Source organism: Nonomuraea antri (assembly GCF_013283785.1).
GTDB classification, from domain to species: domain Bacteria; phylum Actinomycetota; class Actinomycetes; order Streptosporangiales; family Streptosporangiaceae; genus Nonomuraea; species Nonomuraea antri.
In genome coordinates, this window is sequence record NZ_JABCPZ010000004.1 from 21,772 (window position 1) to 40,270 (window position 18,499).

14 protein-coding genes and 1 pseudogene are annotated in these 18,499 nt (G+C 63.7%); 6 read left to right on the top strand and 9 right to left on the bottom strand.

The genetic code is table 11. The features are described from left to right. Positions 1 to 4: 4 nt before the first annotated feature. From HII36_RS02045 to HII36_RS02070, 7 genes and pseudogenes are all read right to left on the bottom strand, one after another. Entirely contained in the window at positions 5 to 445 is a 441-nt protein-coding gene (locus HII36_RS02045; protein ID WP_173521293.1) for a hypothetical protein, read from the bottom strand. Then, entirely contained in the window at positions 445 to 894 is a 450-nt protein-coding gene (locus tag HII36_RS02050; protein ID WP_173521294.1) for a PASTA domain-containing protein, read from the bottom strand. The genes HII36_RS02045 and HII36_RS02050 overlap by 1 nt, the downstream gene beginning before the upstream one ends. Before the next feature lie 15 nt (positions 895 to 909). Beyond that, the gene (locus tag HII36_RS02055) at positions 910 to 1,362 is read right to left on the bottom strand and encodes an NYN domain-containing protein (RefSeq protein WP_173521295.1); all 453 of its coding nucleotides are present in this window, start codon (positions 1,360 to 1,362) and stop codon (positions 910 to 912) included. Positions 1,363 to 1,469: 107 nt separating this feature from the next. Beyond that, complete coding sequence (locus HII36_RS57705; protein ID WP_328807565.1) at positions 1,470 to 1,760, bottom strand: protein kinase domain-containing protein; 291 nt, start codon at positions 1,758 to 1,760, stop codon at positions 1,470 to 1,472. 26 nt (positions 1,761 to 1,786) lie between these two features. Beyond that, a pseudogene (locus HII36_RS59105) lies at positions 1,787 to 2,065 on the bottom strand (protein kinase domain-containing protein); the annotation flags it as partial. Between the two features lie 138 nt (positions 2,066 to 2,203). Continuing rightward, on the bottom strand, positions 2,204 to 2,569 hold the full coding sequence (locus tag HII36_RS02065; RefSeq protein WP_173521297.1) for a hypothetical protein: 366 nt from the start codon (positions 2,567 to 2,569) through the stop codon (positions 2,204 to 2,206). 78 nt (positions 2,570 to 2,647) lie between these two features. Next, a complete protein-coding gene (locus HII36_RS02070; protein ID WP_173521298.1) occupies positions 2,648 to 5,206 on the bottom strand; it encodes a HelD family protein in 2,559 nt (852 codons plus the stop codon). Positions 5,207 to 5,535: 329 nt separating this feature from the next. On the opposite strand from HII36_RS02070, the gene HII36_RS02075 reads away from it, so the two are divergent. The 6 genes from HII36_RS02075 (at position 5,536) to HII36_RS02100 (ending at position 16,479) form a co-directional block, all read left to right on the top strand. Beyond that, positions 5,536 to 7,980 carry a type I restriction-modification system subunit M gene (locus tag HII36_RS02075; RefSeq protein ID WP_173521299.1) on the top strand — a complete coding sequence of 815 codons (2,445 nt, stop codon included), beginning with the start codon at positions 5,536 to 5,538 and terminating at the stop codon, positions 7,978 to 7,980. Next, positions 7,973 to 9,250 (top strand): restriction endonuclease subunit S, encoded by a 1,278-nt coding sequence (locus HII36_RS02080; RefSeq protein ID WP_173521300.1) that lies wholly within the window; start codon positions 7,973 to 7,975, stop codon positions 9,248 to 9,250. Before HII36_RS02075 ends, HII36_RS02080 begins: the two co-directional genes overlap by 8 nt. Before the next feature lie 86 nt (positions 9,251 to 9,336). Continuing rightward, a complete protein-coding gene (locus HII36_RS02085; protein ID WP_173521301.1) occupies positions 9,337 to 12,492 on the top strand; it encodes a type I restriction endonuclease subunit R in 3,156 nt (1,051 codons plus the stop codon). A gap of 7 nt (positions 12,493 to 12,499) precedes the next feature. Next, positions 12,500 to 13,216 (top strand): M48 family metallopeptidase, encoded by a 717-nt coding sequence (locus HII36_RS02090; RefSeq protein WP_173521302.1) that lies wholly within the window; start codon positions 12,500 to 12,502, stop codon positions 13,214 to 13,216. Then, a complete protein-coding gene (locus HII36_RS02095; protein WP_173521303.1) occupies positions 13,216 to 15,024 on the top strand; it encodes an N-6 DNA methylase in 1,809 nt (602 codons plus the stop codon). Before HII36_RS02090 ends, HII36_RS02095 begins: the two co-directional genes overlap by 1 nt. A gap of 15 nt (positions 15,025 to 15,039) precedes the next feature. Then, complete coding sequence (locus HII36_RS02100) at positions 15,040 to 16,479, top strand: protein kinase domain-containing protein (protein ID WP_173521304.1); 1,440 nt, start codon at positions 15,040 to 15,042, stop codon at positions 16,477 to 16,479. Between the two features lie 41 nt (positions 16,480 to 16,520). Here HII36_RS02100 and HII36_RS02105 read toward each other — a convergent pair whose 3' ends face one another. Both HII36_RS02105 and HII36_RS02110 read right to left on the bottom strand, forming a co-directional pair. Further along, positions 16,521 to 17,666 (bottom strand): hypothetical protein, encoded by a 1,146-nt coding sequence (locus HII36_RS02105; RefSeq protein ID WP_173521305.1) that lies wholly within the window; start codon positions 17,664 to 17,666, stop codon positions 16,521 to 16,523. Further along, entirely contained in the window at positions 17,663 to 18,496 is an 834-nt protein-coding gene (locus HII36_RS02110; RefSeq protein WP_173521306.1) for a thiopeptide-type bacteriocin biosynthesis protein, read from the bottom strand. Before HII36_RS02110 ends, HII36_RS02105 begins: the two co-directional genes overlap by 4 nt. Positions 18,497 to 18,499: the final 3 nt, after the last annotated feature.

Sequence of the window (18,499 nt, forward strand, 5' to 3'; positions counted from 1 at the left end):
CGTATCAGAATTCGTTGCGCAGAGCGTCGTGCTCGTCGTCGTCCGACATTGTGGACGGGCCGCCGAAATCGTCGATGGTCAGCCCAGATCTGGATGACATGGGATGATGCGGCGGTAGCCGTGCGAAGCGCGTCTGCTCGTCGAACTCCAGCACCTCCCACTGGAATCCGGTCATCCACGTCTCATCGCGTTGTGCGAAGCCGAGCAGCGCACGGACCAGGTCAGCGCGAGAGCGGGCGATGGCCCATACATGCCGCCTGGCCTCTCCCGCTCGATGCTCCATCAAGTAGTGCTCTGCCCCGGCAATCTTCGCTACCTGGACGTACCAGGACTCGTCTTCCAGCTCGACTAGTAGTGCGCCGATGTACGGCAGGCCGGCCACCGCCCAGTCGAGGGCATCCCGACTGGCGAGGAGCGTTTGCCGGCTGAGGATGAGCGCGGCCATCAGGACGCCTTCGTGCAGGTGAGCACGATGGTGGTGCCGACCTTGACCTTGGTGCCGACCCCGTGGAACTGCTTGGTCACCGTCCAGTTCTCCGGCAGGAGAACCATCGTGTCGTATTGATCCTGCGAGCCGAGCTTGATGTCGCTGAACTCGTTCCATCCCCGGTCCACCAGCCACTGACGGGTGATGGCGGCGTTCTGCCCCTTGAAGTCGGGCAGCTTCACCAGACGGCCCTTCTTTTCCTTGGCGGGAGGAAGAGAAGTGGCTTGCAGCGCCTCGGTGGGGGCGGTCTCGGTGGGGGACGCGGTCGTGGTCGGCGTGTTGCCGACACTTCCTACGGCCACGCCACCGACACAACCCGCGCCCAAGGCGAGAACGGCGATCAGCGCGACCGCGGGGCCGGAGAACCCGCGACGCGCAGGAGGTGGCATGGGGGGCTGGTAGGTCATGGGGATTCCCTGGAATCAGGCGGCCAGCGCCGCGTCAAGATAAGTGATGTCGCGGACCGCGACGTAGAGACGCCAGCTGAGCAGGCCGGTGCGGGAAACCACCGTGACCCGCACGTCGTGAGCGGTCAGCCAGGCGGCGAGGTCTGCGAAGTAGCCGTCGCCGGAGCCGATGACCACTCGCTCGAACCGGAGGTCGATCCGGTCGTTGACGGCCGTCTCGGCGAGCACGCTGTCGGCGCCGTCCCGTCCGGAGCGGGTGAGGATCTGAGCGCCGTGGATCACTCGGCCCACCTCGGCCAGCGATCGGGGGTTGACCCCGACGACGAACTGGTCCAGGGCACCGACCGGCACTCGGCACAGGTAATCCGACATGGTGTCGGCGATCTCCGTCGCAGTGGGCGACGGAGATGCAGCCAGGTTCTCGATGTCCAGTAAGTGGATGGCTCGTCCTGCTCGCAGAGTACGCATCACAGCTCCCTTGCACCTCACGTACAAGAAGAATAGAGACTGTGAACTTAGTATGCAAGCATTTCTATCGTGGCGGCAGCAGAGGTGGTTGTGGTGCCGTTGGGCGTTCATGCGGCGTCTTGTGCATGGCCCGCTGGACGAGCTCGCGAAGAGGCGGGGGACCATGTGAGGTCCGGGTTGGAGTTGATGATCTGGTCCTCGACGGCCCAGACGGACGGACCGTCGAAGGCCGGGCGACCGGTCGCCGCGAAGTACATCGTCGAGCCCCAGTTGAAGATGTCCGATGCTGGACTTGCCTGACGGCCTTCGACCTGTTCGGGCGACATGAAGGCCGGAGTGTCCTTGGCGCTCCCCGACGTGGTGAGCCGTCCGACGGCACGTGCGATCCCGAAGTCGATACCCGCGGGTCGTCGGGGGCGAGCAGGACGTTGGCCGGCTTGAAGTCTGGATGGACGATGCCCGTCTGGTGGATCCCGTTGAGGGCAGCGGCTGTGGCGATGGCGAGTCGGACCAGGCTGTCAGGAGAACGCGGGCCCTCGCGACGGATGAGCTGGTCGAGTGAGGGCCCCTGAACGTACTCGCTGACGATGTACGGCCTGCTGTCGTGGACGCCCACGTCGTTCATCCGCGCGGTTGCGAACCGGGCGGGCCGTGCTGGCCTCGGCGAGGAAGTCGTCCCGCTCAGTGAAGGACACTCGTGCATGCAACAGCTTGACGGCGACCTGCCCGCCGTCCGGAGAGCGAGCCAGGTAGACCTCGCCCTGGCCCCCTTGGCCGATCTTGGCGATGAGTGCGTACGGCCCCACGCACGCCTGTGCCGGCCCGGATGACAGGCTCGGCGTCACCGGCCCGGGCCGGGTTCTCGGAACGGTCGCCGCGGGCGGGATCTTCCGTGGCTGGCCAGAACGAAGAGGTGTGCCACACCGCCGAGATAGGTGCCCATCCAGATCATCGACGTGAGGGTCCAGCGAGCATCCTCCTTCGATACGTTCTCAAGGGCCCACGAGGCCGCGAACACCGCTCCCTCGACCGCGAGATACGCCGCCGCGAAGATCCACAACGTTGTGTTGCGGAGCCGGTAGGCGGCATATCCGATCATGAACGGGATCGGTAACCCGCCGCACCAGCAGGCCGGTATCAGCGCCCAGGCCAGGCTCTGACGCAGGCTCGGCTGGAGGGCGGCCCCATGATCGGGCCTGACAGTCATGAACCGCATGATAGGTAGGCATTCCACGCCAGTATTTGCCTTCACGAGGAGCCGTCATCATGGTCGGGTGGTTCCCCATCACTGCCCCAGGGCAGCCTCCACAGATGGACCGGCCCAGCCCGTTTCGGTCTTCCAGATGATCGACACTTCGAAGAGCGTCTTGATGATCTCGACAGCCCACAGATCCTGCGGCTCCTTCGGCAGGACGAGGAACAGCCGGTCGATCTCCTTGTACTTGCCGCTCGCCCATTCGGCTTCCAGAAGCCGAGGGGCCATGGCGCGGAGTTCTGCGTAGGTGTCGACGCTCTGTGCTGAGATCACGTAGAACCCGAGCCCGCGCTCGTCCTCACAGATGATGTCGGCGTACTCGGTATCCAGCAGGGGCTCGCGTTCGTTGCCGTACAACTCGGCTGCGAGCATGTGCTTGAGACGGGCGTGTGCTGGTTGCTTCCGGCTGGCAGCCGCCTGCTCCTTGAGGAAGGCTCGAAACTCATCCCCGTCAGCGAACCGCTCATTCCGGGACGAAGGGACAGTGTCAGTCTTCTTGATCTCGGTCACAGGCACCTTGACAGGCCCGCCTAGTTCGGCAGGCAGAGGGGATGAATGGAGCACCGTCAGGGACTGCGTGCACCGGGTCAGAGCGACGTAAAGCTGCCGAAGCCCCGTCGAACTCTGTTCGGCGAACAGATGCGGTTCTACCACCACGACGTGGTCGAACTCCAGACCCTTCGCCATGTGCGCGGGCATGACGGTAATTCTCTGTCCCATTCCCGGCAACGCCGACTCCTGGGAAGAGGCGATCCGCTGGGCGAGTTCGTCATGGAACTCGTCCTGCGCCGGAGTTAGGACCGCGACGGAGCGTGCCTGGTTGCCGTCCTTGATGGCCAGCCGCTGGGCCCTGCTGACTGTCTCGGTGAGTATGCGCTGCCGGGAGACCGGGACGATCTCCAAAGTGCCCTGTGACGATGGTCGCACCGAGGTCGGTATCGCCGTGGAGGGCGAGATCTTCGTTCCCAGCATCGCGGCGAAGCTCATGACGTCGGCCGGCACTCGGTAACCGATGCCGAGTTCGGCGATGTGCCAGCCTTCGGTGCCGGCCAGGATGTCGGCCAGGCGCTCCCAAACGTCGTACTGGCGAATTCCCGTGCTCTGCGCCAAGTCTCCGAGTACCGTCATCGAGCCGGACGGGCACCAGCGGGCCAGCGACTTGGCCTGCATGGGCGTCAGGTCCTGGGCCTCGTCGATGACCAGGTGGTGGTAGCGCCGTTCGTCCTCCCCGGTCAGGAGCCATCGGAGCTCCCCCAGGCAGACGAGGTCCTCGGTCGACCACGGTTCGTCCGCGACTCGTTTCGCCTGGAGGCGGACAAGCGCGGCCTGCTCGTCGAGGGTGAGCACGCCGAAGGCCGCGGCCGCGAGGCCGTCCTTGTCGGCGAGTAGTTGCCGATAGATCTGCTCGGCGCTGGACGACGGCCAGATGCGATTGATGAGCGTAGAAACGGCCGCGACCTTCTCCAGTTGGGTGCGGAGCCGGTCGTCGGTCTTCTTGACCCGAGTCGCCTCGGCGTACTGGGTCAGCAGCCAGTCGATGACTGTATCGATGAAGCGGCGGCGGCGCACCTGGTAAGAACCCCTTGCCGCACGAGCCGCCGAGGCCAGCCGGACGAGCTCGGCCCTGTCGATCTCCAGCCGCGCACCGCGGAAGTTGAAGCCCTCCTCGGTGGCGAGATCTTCTCGAATGAGGTTCTCGACCGCGTTGTACAGCACCCTGGCCATCCGGTCATCCGACTTGACCAGGCGGGCGGCGACAGGATCGGTTCCCCGGACGTCGCCTGGCCAGAGCTCGGTGATGTCCACGGTCGCCACGCCGCGGCTGCCCATCCGGGGCAGGACGTCACGAACGTACTGAAGGAACGCCTTGTGGGGGCCGACGACGAGCACTTGGTCAGGGGTGAAGTGCTCGTTGTCCAACAACCAGGTGACGCGGTGGAGGCCGACCGCGGTCTTGCCGGTGCCCGGACCACCCTGGATGACGAGCACACCTTTTCGTTCGTCGGCGACCAGCCGCAGCTGATGGCGCTGGATCGTTTCGACGATGTCACGCATGACGCCGTCGCGAGCAAGATCCAGGTCGGCGAGGAGGAACAGGTCGGGCTCGTCGTCGATGACCGGAGCCGGGACGGTCTCCCCCTTGGCGTTGATCACCTGGATCTCGGTATCGCTGTAGTCGAGGACCTTGGGGCCGTCGCAGCGAAGCTGACGTTGCCGGCGTACCTCCGCGGGGTCTTCGGGCGTGGCCAGACGCCAGGCGGTCGCCGCCTTGGAGGTCCACTTCACCAGTGCCAGGTCGCCCTGGCGGTCTCGCACGGTGGCCCGGCCGATGTACCAGGTGAGCTTGTCGTCGGGGTCATCGAGGAGGTCGATCCGGGCGATCACGAGGGGATGGTGGCCGAGGTCCTCGCGGCGTCCGTATTCCTTCGGCAGGTCCGGATGAGAGGACAGCCCAGCGTCCGGGCAATCGCCCAGGCTGCCCATGCGGAAGTTGTCGATGGCCTTCTGGTCCTGGTCGATGCAGTCGTAGATGTGATCCACGGCCAGCTGTTCCTCAGCGATCACCGCGTTCCGATCGACCGTGCTCATTTGACCTCCGGGAACCAATCGATGCCGGCCATCGGGAGCGATCCAACGTCGGCATGTCGAATCGATCTATCACTCTTCGTGGCCCAATGTCACTACGGGGCGGGAGTCGGTGGTGGTGGCCTTGCGGCGGCTCTCCGGATGACTCCACGTCCTGTGGCTTCGGTACACAGGCATAATGTCTGGTGTTGACGGAAGTAGCAAGAGATATCTAGAGTGACGTCCACAGGTATTCACGTCTGCAGCACGAAGGACCTGCGCAGACCCATGGTCGCTGAGAAACTGACCTCGGTACCCCTGACGCAGACTGACCGATCTAGAGAGGCCACCACGTGGCGAAGCTAACGTTGCCGCAGCTTGAGCGGCACCTGTTCGGCGCGGCCGACATCCTCCGCGGCAAGATGGATGCCTCAGAGTTCAAGGAGTACATCTTCGGGATGCTCTTCCTGAAGCGGGCCTCCGACCAGTTCGATGTGGTTCGCCGCGAGGTTGTAGACAAGCTGGTGGCCGGGGGCAAGAGCCACGAGGAAGCCGAGCAGACAGCCGAGGCGCGCGGCTTCTACCGCGGCGACAAGTTCTACGTCCCAGCGGAGGCCCGCTGGAGCCATATCAGGAACGAGTCGCGTAAGAAGAACGTCGGCGACATGCTCAACAAGGCGCTCGGTGCCCTGGAGGAAGAGAACGTCGCCGCCCTCGAAGGCGTCCTGGAACACATCGACTTCACCCGCAAGGTCGGCCAGTCCACCATCCCCGACAAACGGCTGCAGCAGCTCGTCGACCACTTCTCCCGCGTTCGGCTCCGCAACGAGGACTTCGAGTTCCCCGATCTGCTCGGCGCGGCCTACGAATACCTGATCGCCCAGTTCGCCGACTCCGCCGGCAAGAAGGGCGGCGAGTTCTACACGCCGCGTGGCGTCGTCCGCATGATGGTCCGCCTGGTCAAGCCCAGGCCGGGCATGGCCGTCTACGACCCGTGCGCCGGCTCGGGCGGCATGCTCATCCACGCCAAGGAGTACATCGACGAGCACGGCCTCGACTCGCGCGACCTGACGTTGGCCGGGCAGGAGTACAACGGCGGCACCTGGGCGGTGTCGAAGATGAACATGATCCTCCACGGCGTCCTCAACGCCCAGCTGGAGAACGACGACACCCTCGCCGAGCCCCGGCACCTCAAGGGCGGCGAGCTGATGCGCTTTGACCGGGTGCTCACCAATCCGCCCTTCTCCCTCAACTACTCCTCGGCCGACATGAAGCAAAGGGAGCGCTTCAAGTACGGGTATGCGCCGGAGACCGGGAAGAAGGCGGACCTCATGTTCGCCCAGCACGTCCTCGCAGTGCTGACTCCCGACGGCATCGGGGCCAACGTCATGCCCCACGGTGTACTGTTCCGCAGCGGCAAGGAGAAGGACATCCGCGAGGGCATCATCAAAGACGACCGCCTGGAGGCGGTCATCGGCCTGGCCCCCAACCTCTTCTACGGCACCGGCATCCCCGCCTGCGTCCTCGTCCTGCGCGGCACCGACCCGCGCCCGGCCGAACGGCGCGGCAAGGTGCTCTTCATCAACGCCGACCGTGAGTTCACCGCCGGCCGCGCCCAGAACTACCTCGACCCACAGCACGCCGAGAAGATCGTCGCGGCGTACGAGGCGTATGAGGACATCCCCGGGTTCGCGCGGGTCGTCGACATCGAAGAGCTTGACGAGAACGACTTCAACCTCAACATCCGCCGCTACGTCGACAACACGCCGCCGCCCGAACCGCAGGATGTCCGTGCCCACCTCCACGGCGGCGTACCCAAGTCCGAGGTCGAGGCCAAGGCGGGACTGTTCCGGGCGTTCGGCATTGACCCGGTGATGCTGTTCGCCGAGCGCGACGCCGACTACTTCGACTTCCTGCCCGAGGGCTGGCAGGCCACCGCTGCTCGCCTCCCCGCTCTTGCCGAACCTGCCGTGGCCCGTCTGCGCGAGGCTTTCGACGAGTGGTGGAGCCGCCATAGCAAGCGCCTGGTCGAGCTGCCGAGCACGCGCAAGGTGATGGAGGTACGAGCCGAGCTGCTCGACTCCTTCGTGACCGAGCTGCTGCCCGTGGACATGCTCGACCGGTTCGAACTGGCCGGCGTCGTGGCGGCCTGGTGGGGTGAGGCCCAGTACGACATCAAGACACTCGGCCTCAACGGGTTCGAGGGCGTGGTGGAAGGCTGGCTCACCACCATCGAATCGGCCTTCGCACTGGACGAGGAGGACGTCGAATACTGGGACAAGCAGAAGGTCGCCGCCGAGAAACGAAAGGCTCGTGACCACCGCATCGTTCCCGCACTGATCCCCGACTATCTGGCCGAACTCGAAGAGGCCGAGACTACATACGCCGAGCTGAACGCCCAACTTAAGGCCGCCACAACCAAGCCCTCGGAGGACGAGGAGGAAGCTGACGAGCCCGCCGAGGACCAACTCTCCGAGGTCGAGCTCAAGGCACTCAAGTCCCGTACGGCCGCCGCTAGGAAGAAGGTCACCGCGCTGGAGAACCACTTCCTGCCCCGCCTCCGCATGGCCGCCGGCGCCCTGGACGACTCCGGCCGCCGCACCCTCGTCCTCGACGTGCTCCGGCTACAGGTTTCGTCCCGCTTGGATTCGGGTACGGCCGCCGCCCGCCGATTGTTCGAGAACGCATTCCGTACCTGGTCCGACAAATACGCGGTAACGCTACGCGCCCTGGAGACCCAGCGCGAGAGTGCAACCGCCAGGCTCGACGCCTATCTGAAGGAGTTGGGCTATGTATAAAACTTCCGACATTTCCGTCGGCTGGAAGCGCTTCGCCCTTCGCGATCTAGTTACACATGCAGTTTCTGGCCCCAGCCCTACATGCGAAGAGCGAAATATCTATGGTGATCGTGAGTGGGGACTCCTCAAGACTACCGCCATCACATGGAAGGGTTGGAATATAGGCGCGCATAAAGTATTGCCTGCCGAATACTGGGGGCATCACACACTGGCTGTATCGGTCAACGATATAGTGATTACGAAGGCAGGGCCTCGTCATCGTGTCGGAGTGGTTGCGCATGTAGATCAAGTCATTCCGAGAGTTATAGTTTCTGGGAAGATGGTTCTCCTGCGTCCGAATGTCGACCTAGTGGAGCCGCGAATTCTCGCCGGACTCCTGTCGCAAGCCGCCCCGCAACGGTTTCTCGACGAACGAACTACCGGTATGGCGGAATCGCAGGTTAACTTCTCTAATGGCGCGCTTCTTAAAACGCCCCTGCTTGTTCCCCCTATCGACGAACAGCGGCGGATCGCGGATATTCTCGACACCCTCGATGGACAGATTCGCTTCACGCTTGAGGGCGCCAAAAAGGTCATCGCTCTTCGCTCAGCCATCTCTGACGCTCTGATCCCTGTTCATAGCGATCCTGTGGATCTCGGCGAAGGATGGTCATGTGTTCGACTCGCCGACGTGGTTCGCAGCGTTGAATATGGAATCTCCACTTCGCTCGATGAGGATGCTTCGGGCACACCCATTCTGAGGATGAATAATCTCGCCGACGGCAAGATCAAGCTCGGTGAGGTGAAGTATTCGTCCATTGGTGCGCCCGCGCACCTCTTTCTCCGTGATCGCGACGTGCTTTTCAATCGCACAAACAGTATCGATCATGTAGGTCGTACATCAATCTGGCGGAGTGAGATTGAGCGGCCCACGTCATTCGCCTCCTACTTGGTCCGTCTTAATCCAGACCCCGGTCGCCTCGTTCCAGAATATCTGGTGCGCTGGCTCAACTGTCCTGCTATTCAGCAGCGTATTAGACGCTATGCCACTCCTGGCGTGCATCAAGTGAACATTAATCCCACTAACCTTCGAAAGGCGTTCATCGAGCTTCCGGTAGATCTAGAGCGTCAGCGAAAGATCGATGTCGTCCTAGCCGAATGCGAACGAACCATCGAGCGGTGGCGAGTAGAGGAATCTCGCCTTCACATGTTCAAGCAGGGTCTCATGGAAGACCTGCTGACTGGCCGAGTGCAGGTTTCGGAAGCCGAAGCCGTGCTGGAAGACCTCTGACTCTATGGGCGGCAGCGAGCCGTCCTGGTGTTTGCATGATTGCCGGTGATGACGTTGTTAGCGGAGTTAGCGAGGGGAGTCGGACGGTGACCGACTACGAATACTTGCTCGTCGAGAAGCCGCTCATAGAACAGCTCAAGGACATGGGCTGGGAACATCGGGCGGGAGCCGAGCATGGGGCGGTGGTTCCGCTCTACCCGAGGATGTCGGACCGAGGCAGCTTCGACGAAACAATTCTCGAAGACAAGCTGCGTGAGGCCATCGAGCGCATCAACGGTACCTGGTTGGACGAGCGCAAGGTAAGCCAGGCAGTCAACGCCATCACTCGGATCCCCACGACTAACTTGCTGGAAGCCAACAAGCAGGTCACCGACCTGCTGATCAACGGAATCCCGATTGAAGACCCTGCGACCGGCAAATCCCGGACCGTGCATTACATCGACTGGAAGAACGGTCCGGGCAATAACGAGTTCACCGCGATCAACCAGTTCCGGGTGGACATCCCTGGCACTGGCGGCCACAAGCAGATCGTCCCGGACGTCGTCCTCTTCGTGAACGGCATCCCCCTGGTCGTCATCGAGTGCAAGAAGACCACCGAGAGTAATCTGGACAAGGCCGTGACCCAGCTTCGTCGCTACCGCGACAGCCGTACCGGACTGTTCCGGCCGGTGCAGCTGACGGTCGCGACGAGCGGTGAGGACGCCAGGCTCGGCACGTTAACCGCCAAACTCGAACACTATGTGCCGTGGCGTGATCCGTATCCGATGACGAAGAAGCAGCTCGCCGACCGGCTGGGCAAGGCGGAAGAGCATCTAAGCAAGCAGGAAATCCTGGTCGCCGGCGTGCTGGAGCCGGACAACCTGCTGAACATCGTCCACAACTTCGTCACCTTCATGGCCACTGACGAGGGCGTCACCATCAAGGTCGCCCCCCGGTATCAGCAGTTCCGGGCGGTCGAGCGTGCGGTCGAGCGACTGTTGACCGGTGAGCCGTGGCATCGCGGTGGCATCATCTGGCACACCCAGGGGTCGGGCAAGAGCCTCACCATGACCTTCCTGGTGCGACGGCTGCGGTCGCTGGACGGGCTGGCGCACTACAAGGTCGTGGTGGTTACCGACCGTACCCAGTTGCAGGACCAGCTCACCGAGACGATGGCGTTGAGCAACGAGAAGGTCGACGTCGCCAAGAACACGGCACGGGCCAGGACCCTGCTCGGTCGCAAGGGCCCCGGGCTGGTCTTCGTCATGATCCAGAAGAACCAGAGCGGTCAGCCCAAGGACCGCATGGAGCTGGGCGAGATCAACACCGACGAGTCGATCGTCGTACTGATCGACGAGGTGCACCGCTCGCACACGGCCGCACTGGGCGCCAACCTCCGCCAGGCCATGCCTAACGCCGCCAGGATTGGCTTCACGGGCACCCCGATCATGAAGAAGCGAGGACAGCGGAAGACCAGCGTGGAGCTTTTCGGACCGTTCATCGACACCTACCGCCTCCGAGAAGCCGAAGAGGACGGGGTGATCGTGCCGATCCTCTACGAGGGCATCAAAGTCAAGGGCGCGCTGCAGAACGGTCAGGACATGGACGAGCTCTTCGAGGAGGAGTTCGAGGAGCTGACCGACGAGGAACGCCTGCAACTGCAGGCCCGCTGGGCCAACAAAGGCAACGTGTCGGCGGCGCGAAAGCTGGTCGACGTTAAGGCCAAGCACATGCTCCGGCACTACGTGGACAAGGTGCTGCCCGAGGGCTTCAAGGCGCAGGTGGTCGCCTATGACCGGGAGACGACCGTACGGTATCGGGAAGCGCTCATGGAGGCCCGCGACGAGCTGGTCCGCGACATCGAGAAGCTTCCGCCGCACCTGCTCGCGCGGAGCATCGAGGAGCTGAAGCCGCGCCAGGCCCAGCTCGTGAAGGCCCACAAGCAGCTGGACCTGTTGAAGCGGATGGACTTCGTGCCGGTGATCTCCAAGGGAGACACCGAACACGAGGACCGCTACGCCGAGTGGACCGACGAGGCCAAGCAGAAGACCCGGATCGAGGGCTTCACCCGGCCGTTCGGGGAGAACGACATCGCCTTCGTCATCGTGAAGTCGATGCTGCTGACCGGGTTCGACGCGCCGATCGAGCAGGTGATGTACCTCGACCGGAAGCTGGAGATGCACGACCTGCTCCAGGCCGTGGCGCGAGTGAACCGTACGGCCGGGAACAAGCCTTTCGGGTACGTCGTGGACTACCGCGGCGTGGCCCAGAACCTGGTAGAGGCGCTGCGTATCTACGCCGACGAGGAATTCGAGACCGACGAGAGCCTCGACGTCTCAGGCGCCCTGCGCGACCTGAAGACGGAGATCGGGAAACTGGAGCCGCGCCGGCAGCGGCTCCGGATGATGTTCCGCGACTACACCGACGTCGAAGGCTGCGTGCAGGAGCTGGCGGATCCGCAACTGCGTGACCGGTTCGGCGTCGAGCTGGCCCGCTTCTCCCGGACGATCAACACAGTGCTGCCCGACCCGGCAGCCACGCCGTACCTGGCCGACGCCAAGCACTTTGCGGTCATCAGGCTCACCGCGAACCGGCGCTACCGCGTCGACGGCGGCGAGTTCGACCCCGGCGCGTATGGACAGAAGATCAAGCTGCTCATCGACGAGCACATCACCTCGCTCGGCATCGAGCAGCAGCTTCCACCCATCGCGCTGACCGCGACCAACTTCGCTGAAAGGGTTGAGGCGATGACCGGCGGCTCACGGGCAAAGGCGTCGGAGATGGAGAATGCCATCCGGCATCACATCACCGTCAACGCTGGCCAGGACCCGGCCCGCTACCAGCTGCTGAGCGAGCGACTGGAACAGATCCTCACCGAGCTCAAGGACGACTGGGATGCCCAGCTGCTGGCGTTCAAGGACCTGATGTCCGATGTGGTGGAGGACCGGCGGGACAACCCCCATGAGTTCAGCCCGGCCGAATTCGCTCTCTACGGCGTCCTGCTTCAGGAGCTGGCCACCTCCGACGCGGACCTGGAAGACCAGCGGTTCGTCCGGGCCACCCGCGAGATCATCCGGCTGGCCGGCCGGACCATCCACCGGCACGGCTTCTGGGACAAGCGTCCCGACGTCGCCGACTTCCGCGACGAGATCTTCGAGATTCTCGTGACCGCTGACCTCGGCGATGTCCATCAGCTGGAGAAGGTGGCGGACAAGGCCCGGGACGCCGTCAAGAACAACCACGCGACGATCCCCAAAGCCTGACCCTGGCATGCTGGTGACCGTGAGTGAAATACCGGGAGTCCTGCGAGTCGGCGACCTGGAGGTCGCCGTCTCGGTGAGCGATCGGCGCAAGAGTGTGCGCCTGACCGTCGAACGGGACGCCTCGATCACCGCGGTCGTCCCACCGCAGCTGTCGAAGCGAGATCTGATCAAGGTGGTAGAGGCCAAGAGACCTTGGCTGTACGGCAAGCTCGCAGAGAAACGGGAGCTGGGTGACGCCCCACCTGCCAAAGAGTTCGTGACAGGCGAGGGATTCCGTTATCTGGGCCGTTCCTATCGGCTGCGCCTGGTGGACGCGGGCGAGGTGCGACTCATTCGGGGTCGTCTGGAGCTGCCCAGAGGAGGAAGTGTCAAGGAACTTGTCGGCTGGTATCGCCGGGTTGGCCATCCCTGGTTGTCTAAGCGGGTACGTCCCTGGGCAGTTCGGCTCGGTGTTGAGGTGAGCGGATTGCGGGTTCGACCGCTCGGCTACCGATGGGGATCGTGCTCGCGGGATGGGCAGGTCAACATCCACTGGGCCACCATGCAGCTGCCACCTAGCTTGATCGACTATGTCCTCGTCCACGAGCTCGCACATATCCGCAGGCCCGACCATGGGGCTGAGTTCTGGAGTGTCGTAGAGCGGGCGTTGCCAAGCCATCAGGACTATCGCGAGCGGCTCCGCCGTGCTGGCAATGAGCTTTGGTTGCCGGAGGAGGGGCTCTGATGCAAGACGACGTCCTGGTCAATGCCATTGACATCGCGCGGATGGCCGACGTCGGCCGAGCCGCGGTGAGTAACTGGCGCAAGCGGTTCGACGACTTTCCTCAACCTGTGGGTGGCACTGCCTCAAGTCCTGCCTTCTCGCTGAGCGAAGTGGAACAGTGGCTCCGCGACCACGGCCGTTATGTCGAGGTGTCACCGCTCGAACGGTTCTGGCAGCGACTGCGCAGTAGCACGGACGATCTGCGGCTAGCTGAGGTGGTAGCCGAGGTCGGCGCTGTCCTGCTGGGGGAGAGTGCCAAGCTTGACGATGCCCTGGCCAAAGAGGCCCGGGAGATCGGGCAGGCGGAGGGCTCGACCGCGGTGTTCGACGGGATCTGCGAGCGCTATGTCGATCTCCATTCCCGTCGTCTGCAGGCCACCCCACCAGCAGTGGCAAAGCTGATGACCACAATCGCCAGTACGAAAGGCGGCAAGGTACTCGACCCCGCCTGTGGAATCGGCACCATATTGCTCGAAACCCACGGCAACCAGGTATCGGGCCAGGAGCTGAATGAGAACGCCGCAAGACTGGCCAGCGTCCGACTACGCCTTCATGGCTATGAGGCGCAGGTCGAAGCCGGCGACTCGCTGCGTGGTGACGCCTTCGCGGGCACGCAGTTCGACGTTGTGGTCTGTAATCCGCCGTTCAACGAGCGCGGCTGGGGATACGACGAGCTGACCAGCGATCCACGGTGGGAATTCGGCCTGCCACCGCGCGGTGAGTCCGAGCTCGCATGGGTGCAACACTGCCTGGCACATGTGAAGCCAGGCGGCCTCGTTGTGATCATGATGCCGAGTGCGGCTGCCAATCGCCGTCCCGGCCGGCGAATACGAGGAAACCTGCTGAGGGCTGGAACGCTGCGAGCCATCATCAGCCTCTTCCCTGGCGCCGCTCCCGCCTCCAGCGGCTCCCCCGACCTGTGGGTGCTCCGCAAACCCGCCGGGGTGGATGAGCCGCAGTCGGACGTGCTGATGGTCAACGCGGGCGAGGACCTAGCTCTAGCTGAGAGAGCATGGCGGTCCTACTGCGAGAAGGCAGAGCTGCCGGAGAACAGCCGGGTGGTCCGTATCATCGATCTTCTCGATGAAGAGGTCGATCTGACGACGGGTCATCGAGTGGTGACGCGGGGATCAACCTCCGGCTACCTCGTGATGAGTGATCGACTGTCATCAGTGGTGGAGGAACTCAGGCTTCCCCGGATAACGGCCACATCTCGCCGAGATCTCGCCATGACGATTCTCGGGGAGCTGGCTCGGGCAGGAGTCGTCACCATCATGCAAGGTCCACTCAAACTGCCAGAGGGCGGTGAGCTTCCTCTACTGACGGCGAAGGATCTCTTGCTCAACCGAGAGCCCACCGGCAGTACCAGTGATGCTCCAGGTCTTGTCCGCATTGAGAAGGGCGACGTCATCGCCTCTCTATTCCTTTCCAGTGGCGCACTGCCACGGGTGATGACCCACGCAGGTGCCGCCCTCGGATCGCAGCTTCTACTCTTCCGTACCGATCCGGAGCGTCTCGACCCCTATTTCTTGGCGGGCTGTCTACGTGCCGAGGGCGCTACAGGGAGCCCCCACGGCTCGACTCTCAGGAGGGACCCGCGGCGGGCGTCGCTACCCAGACTTCCCATCGAGGAACAGCGCCGGTACGGGAAGTCGTTCGCTCAACTCCTCGCGCTCGAAGACACGGCAAGAGCGTTGCGGGAGATCAGCGATAATCTTGTTGTTGCCGGGATCGCCGGGCTCCTCGACGGCAGCCTGACCCCGGAGTGACTCCCGGGAGGCCTGGTGTCCCACTTTCTCGGCCGCTATCGGCTTGACCAGTATCGGCTCGGCCTCGGTGGGATGGGCGAGGTGTGGGGCGCCGACGACATCACGCTCGATCGTCGAGTAGCGATCAAGTTCGTCCTTCTTCCGGACGAGGAGTTGCACCAGAGGTTCACCCGGGAGGCCAAGGCTCTGTCCCGCTTGGCTCATCCTGGCGTTCCTGCTCTGTACGATTTCGGTTCCGTTGACGGCCGCCACTACTTGATCATGCAGTTCATCGATGGGATCGGTCTGAACGACGTCATTGCAGAGCACGCCCCGCTCTCCATCGGCTGGGTAGCGTCAATCGGCGCCCAAATCGCGACCGTCCTGGAGGCCGCCCATAAGCAAGGCATCCTGCATCGGGATCTGAAACCGTCCAATCTCATGCTCTGCCGAGACGGTTCCATCCGGGTCCTGGACTTCGGCTTGGCGTTCATGCATGACGCCGACATGACCTCGCTGACCCAGACCGGGCAGCAGCTCGGGACCGCCGCGTACATGTCTCCTGAACAGGTCGAAGGCAAGCGGAGCACGCAGCATGCCGACATCTACTCCTTGGGATGCGTACTCTACGAAGCGGTCACCGGCCGTCGGCTGTTCACCGGACCCAACGACTACAGCGTGAAGACGCAGCACGTCACGACGTCCCCGATGCCTGCTGGACGGCATCGCGCTGACATTCCTCGGGGACTGGACGAGCTGCTGATGGCCATGGTGGAGAAGGACCCGGCTGACAGACCCGCTGACGTTCGCGAGGTGTACGAGCGGCTCATGCCCTACATGTCCGGGGTCGAACCTCTTGGCGACATGACAGATAGCCTGCCGAGCCCCCTGATGCTCTACTCCCGCGCACTGAGCCGGACCACCATCACAGGCGCGCCGCTAACGGAAACCGAACCAAGACCTGTTCGAGACGATTCAAGCCAAGGCGATGTGCGTCGCGTCCGTCGGGACGCACAAACACTGATCCGGGAGTCCCGGTACAGCGAAGCCATCGCAATCCTGGAAGAGGCTCTCGCACACGGACAGGACGCGCCTGGCTTGCGAGATCAACTGGCTGAGGCATACATGACGGCCGGCGACTACTACCGAGCCGCGTTGGAGTATCGCGAGTTGGCCGCCGTGAACGAGCCGAGCCAGGCATTCCACTACCGGCTTCAAGAGGCCACCTGTCATGCCTATCTCGGTGACACCGACCTGGCATTGCATATGATGACTGCCCTTGTGGCCGACGTCCCAGAGGAAGATGATCCGCAGGCGCTGGAGCTTAGACGGCAGATCGGCGAATTGGAAAGAAGCGCCGGGCTCATAGAACAGGCCAGGCGAACCTTTACCGCGCTGCTGTCCGATCTCGACAGAATTTATGGAGCTGAGCACGCCGCCACAGACCGTGTGCGACAACTGCTCGCAACGATCTGACGGGAGCGGATTTGGACTCCCGGACCAAGGACGAAGCGTCTCTACGTGGGCACAGGACGGTTGACGATCTTCGTGGGCACGTTCAGCCTCGCTTCTATCGCGGTCTCGCTTACTTTCACTGCCGAAAAGATGTCGGACATCACCGAGGCCGGGATGGCGCTGAGTCCCAGTCCAGCCTGCTGCACGACTGAGATGAGTTCGTGCTGCTCCGCAAGGCTGAGCAGGTGGCGAGAGCGATGGTGGGCCAGAACATCCTGTGCAACATATCCGTTCGCCGAAGCGAGAACGTCGCTGATGAGGGAGACGAACACACGCTTCGCCGAAAACCAGGTGGTGTCGACGGTCAGGTCGACGATGGCCAAGCCGAGGCGGGTGCGGAAGACCAACAGCTCTGGCGTCGCGTCGAGTTCCAGAAACTGACGCTGCACCTCGACGGCCATGTCGCTGTCCGCACGAGCTGCCGCACGATTGCACAGCAGTTCCAGGCAGCTGCCAACCGAGTGTTCCCATGCTTGGAGGGGCTTACTGTCGGCGACGAGTTTCAGGGCTATGTCTGTCTGCCCGTCGAGGCAGCGAGCTAGGATGGCGGCCTGTCGGCCGTCCAGGAGTCGTTGGCCGACGCCACGGTGTTGCTCGGCATGGGCGACCGCCTGGTCCCATTGCCCCGCGCTGATAAGCGCCCGGATGCCCTCGGCCACGAAGACGCCCCACAGCCACTTGCGGGCAACTCGAAGATCTTCTTCAGAGCGAGTAAAGCCGGCGAACGGGATGTGATGGCCGTCGATGTCGGCGGTGCCGCCGGTGCTGACGGCGTGGAAGAGGTCGTTCAGTAGGAGGTAGCCGCGGCTGCCGTCGTGTTCGCGGATGGCCAGCCGAGCAAGGTTGACAAGGGGCTCGAGGGCGCGGCGGGCACAAGGCGCGTTCAGCGGCCAGGCGCGCAGGTAGGCGGAGAAGTGCCGCCAGCACAGGGAGCGAGCCAGTGCGGTGACGCCGCAGTCGCTCGCGATCAGCGCGGCCTTGTTCATCGCTTCAGCGGCCAGAGCGAGGTGACTCGCCTCTGTGCCTTGGCTGGCCGCGGCGGCGAGGTCGCGCAGCTCGTCGACGCGTGCCTGGAGGGGCAGGCAAGCTGGGCGGGGACGTGCGATTAGGGGGAAGCGCTGGGCGACCTCCTGTATCAGAGCGTTCATCCTTGGCTCCTCGTTTGCTCGGTCTGGGAGGTCGTGGGGTCGCGTCCGAACACGACCTGTTTGGCGGTGTGGGCCAGGACCGCTTGGCTGGCGTAGGGAATGCCGTGCCGGTTCCAGGCGAAGATGATGTGATGGGCGAGGACGGCGCGTAGGCCGCGGTGCAGCAGCCCATTGGCCGACAGAGCCGCGAGTTCGCAGCCGGTGGCATCGAACGCGGCAGACCATTCGGCGGCGAAAGCCAAGGGTCCTCCCTTGCGATAGAGCGGGTCGGCGTCCACGCTCATCAGTCGCCGTAGACCGGTCTCCAGCGCGTGCCGCGGCCCGGGTGGGACCGGTTCAGAAAGGTCACGATGCTCGGCTACCTGTGCCCAGGCGTCGCCTTGCTCGTACCAGTCCAACCCGGCCGAGCGCAGCAGGGTGGTGCAGAGCATGATCGACAGCTCGCGCCTGTGCTCCGCTTCAGGTGCGGCAGCTAGGTAGGTGAGCAGGTGCCGGCTGTCGAAGTGGAAGAGGTCGTGAGCGCACGCCATCGCCTGCCCGCCGCCGAAGGCGCGGACCTCGGGCTCATAGATGACTTCGGTCGCGGTGTCGACGTGGCCTTGCCGGACGAGGTCGTTCAAGCGGTGGCGGAGAAGTGCCTGCGCCCTGTTGCTGCTGGGTACGTAGCGGACGCGCCAGCAGGGTGCCTTCCGCTTGAAGAACCAGGAAGCGATGAGCCGTTCGTCTTCGGCCTTGACCAGGATGGGGGCGAGATGGGTTACGGCGGTACGCTCGGACGTGGCCCAGTCGCGGAAGGTGATATTGACTTGCCGCCACAGGCGGGGATCCATGGG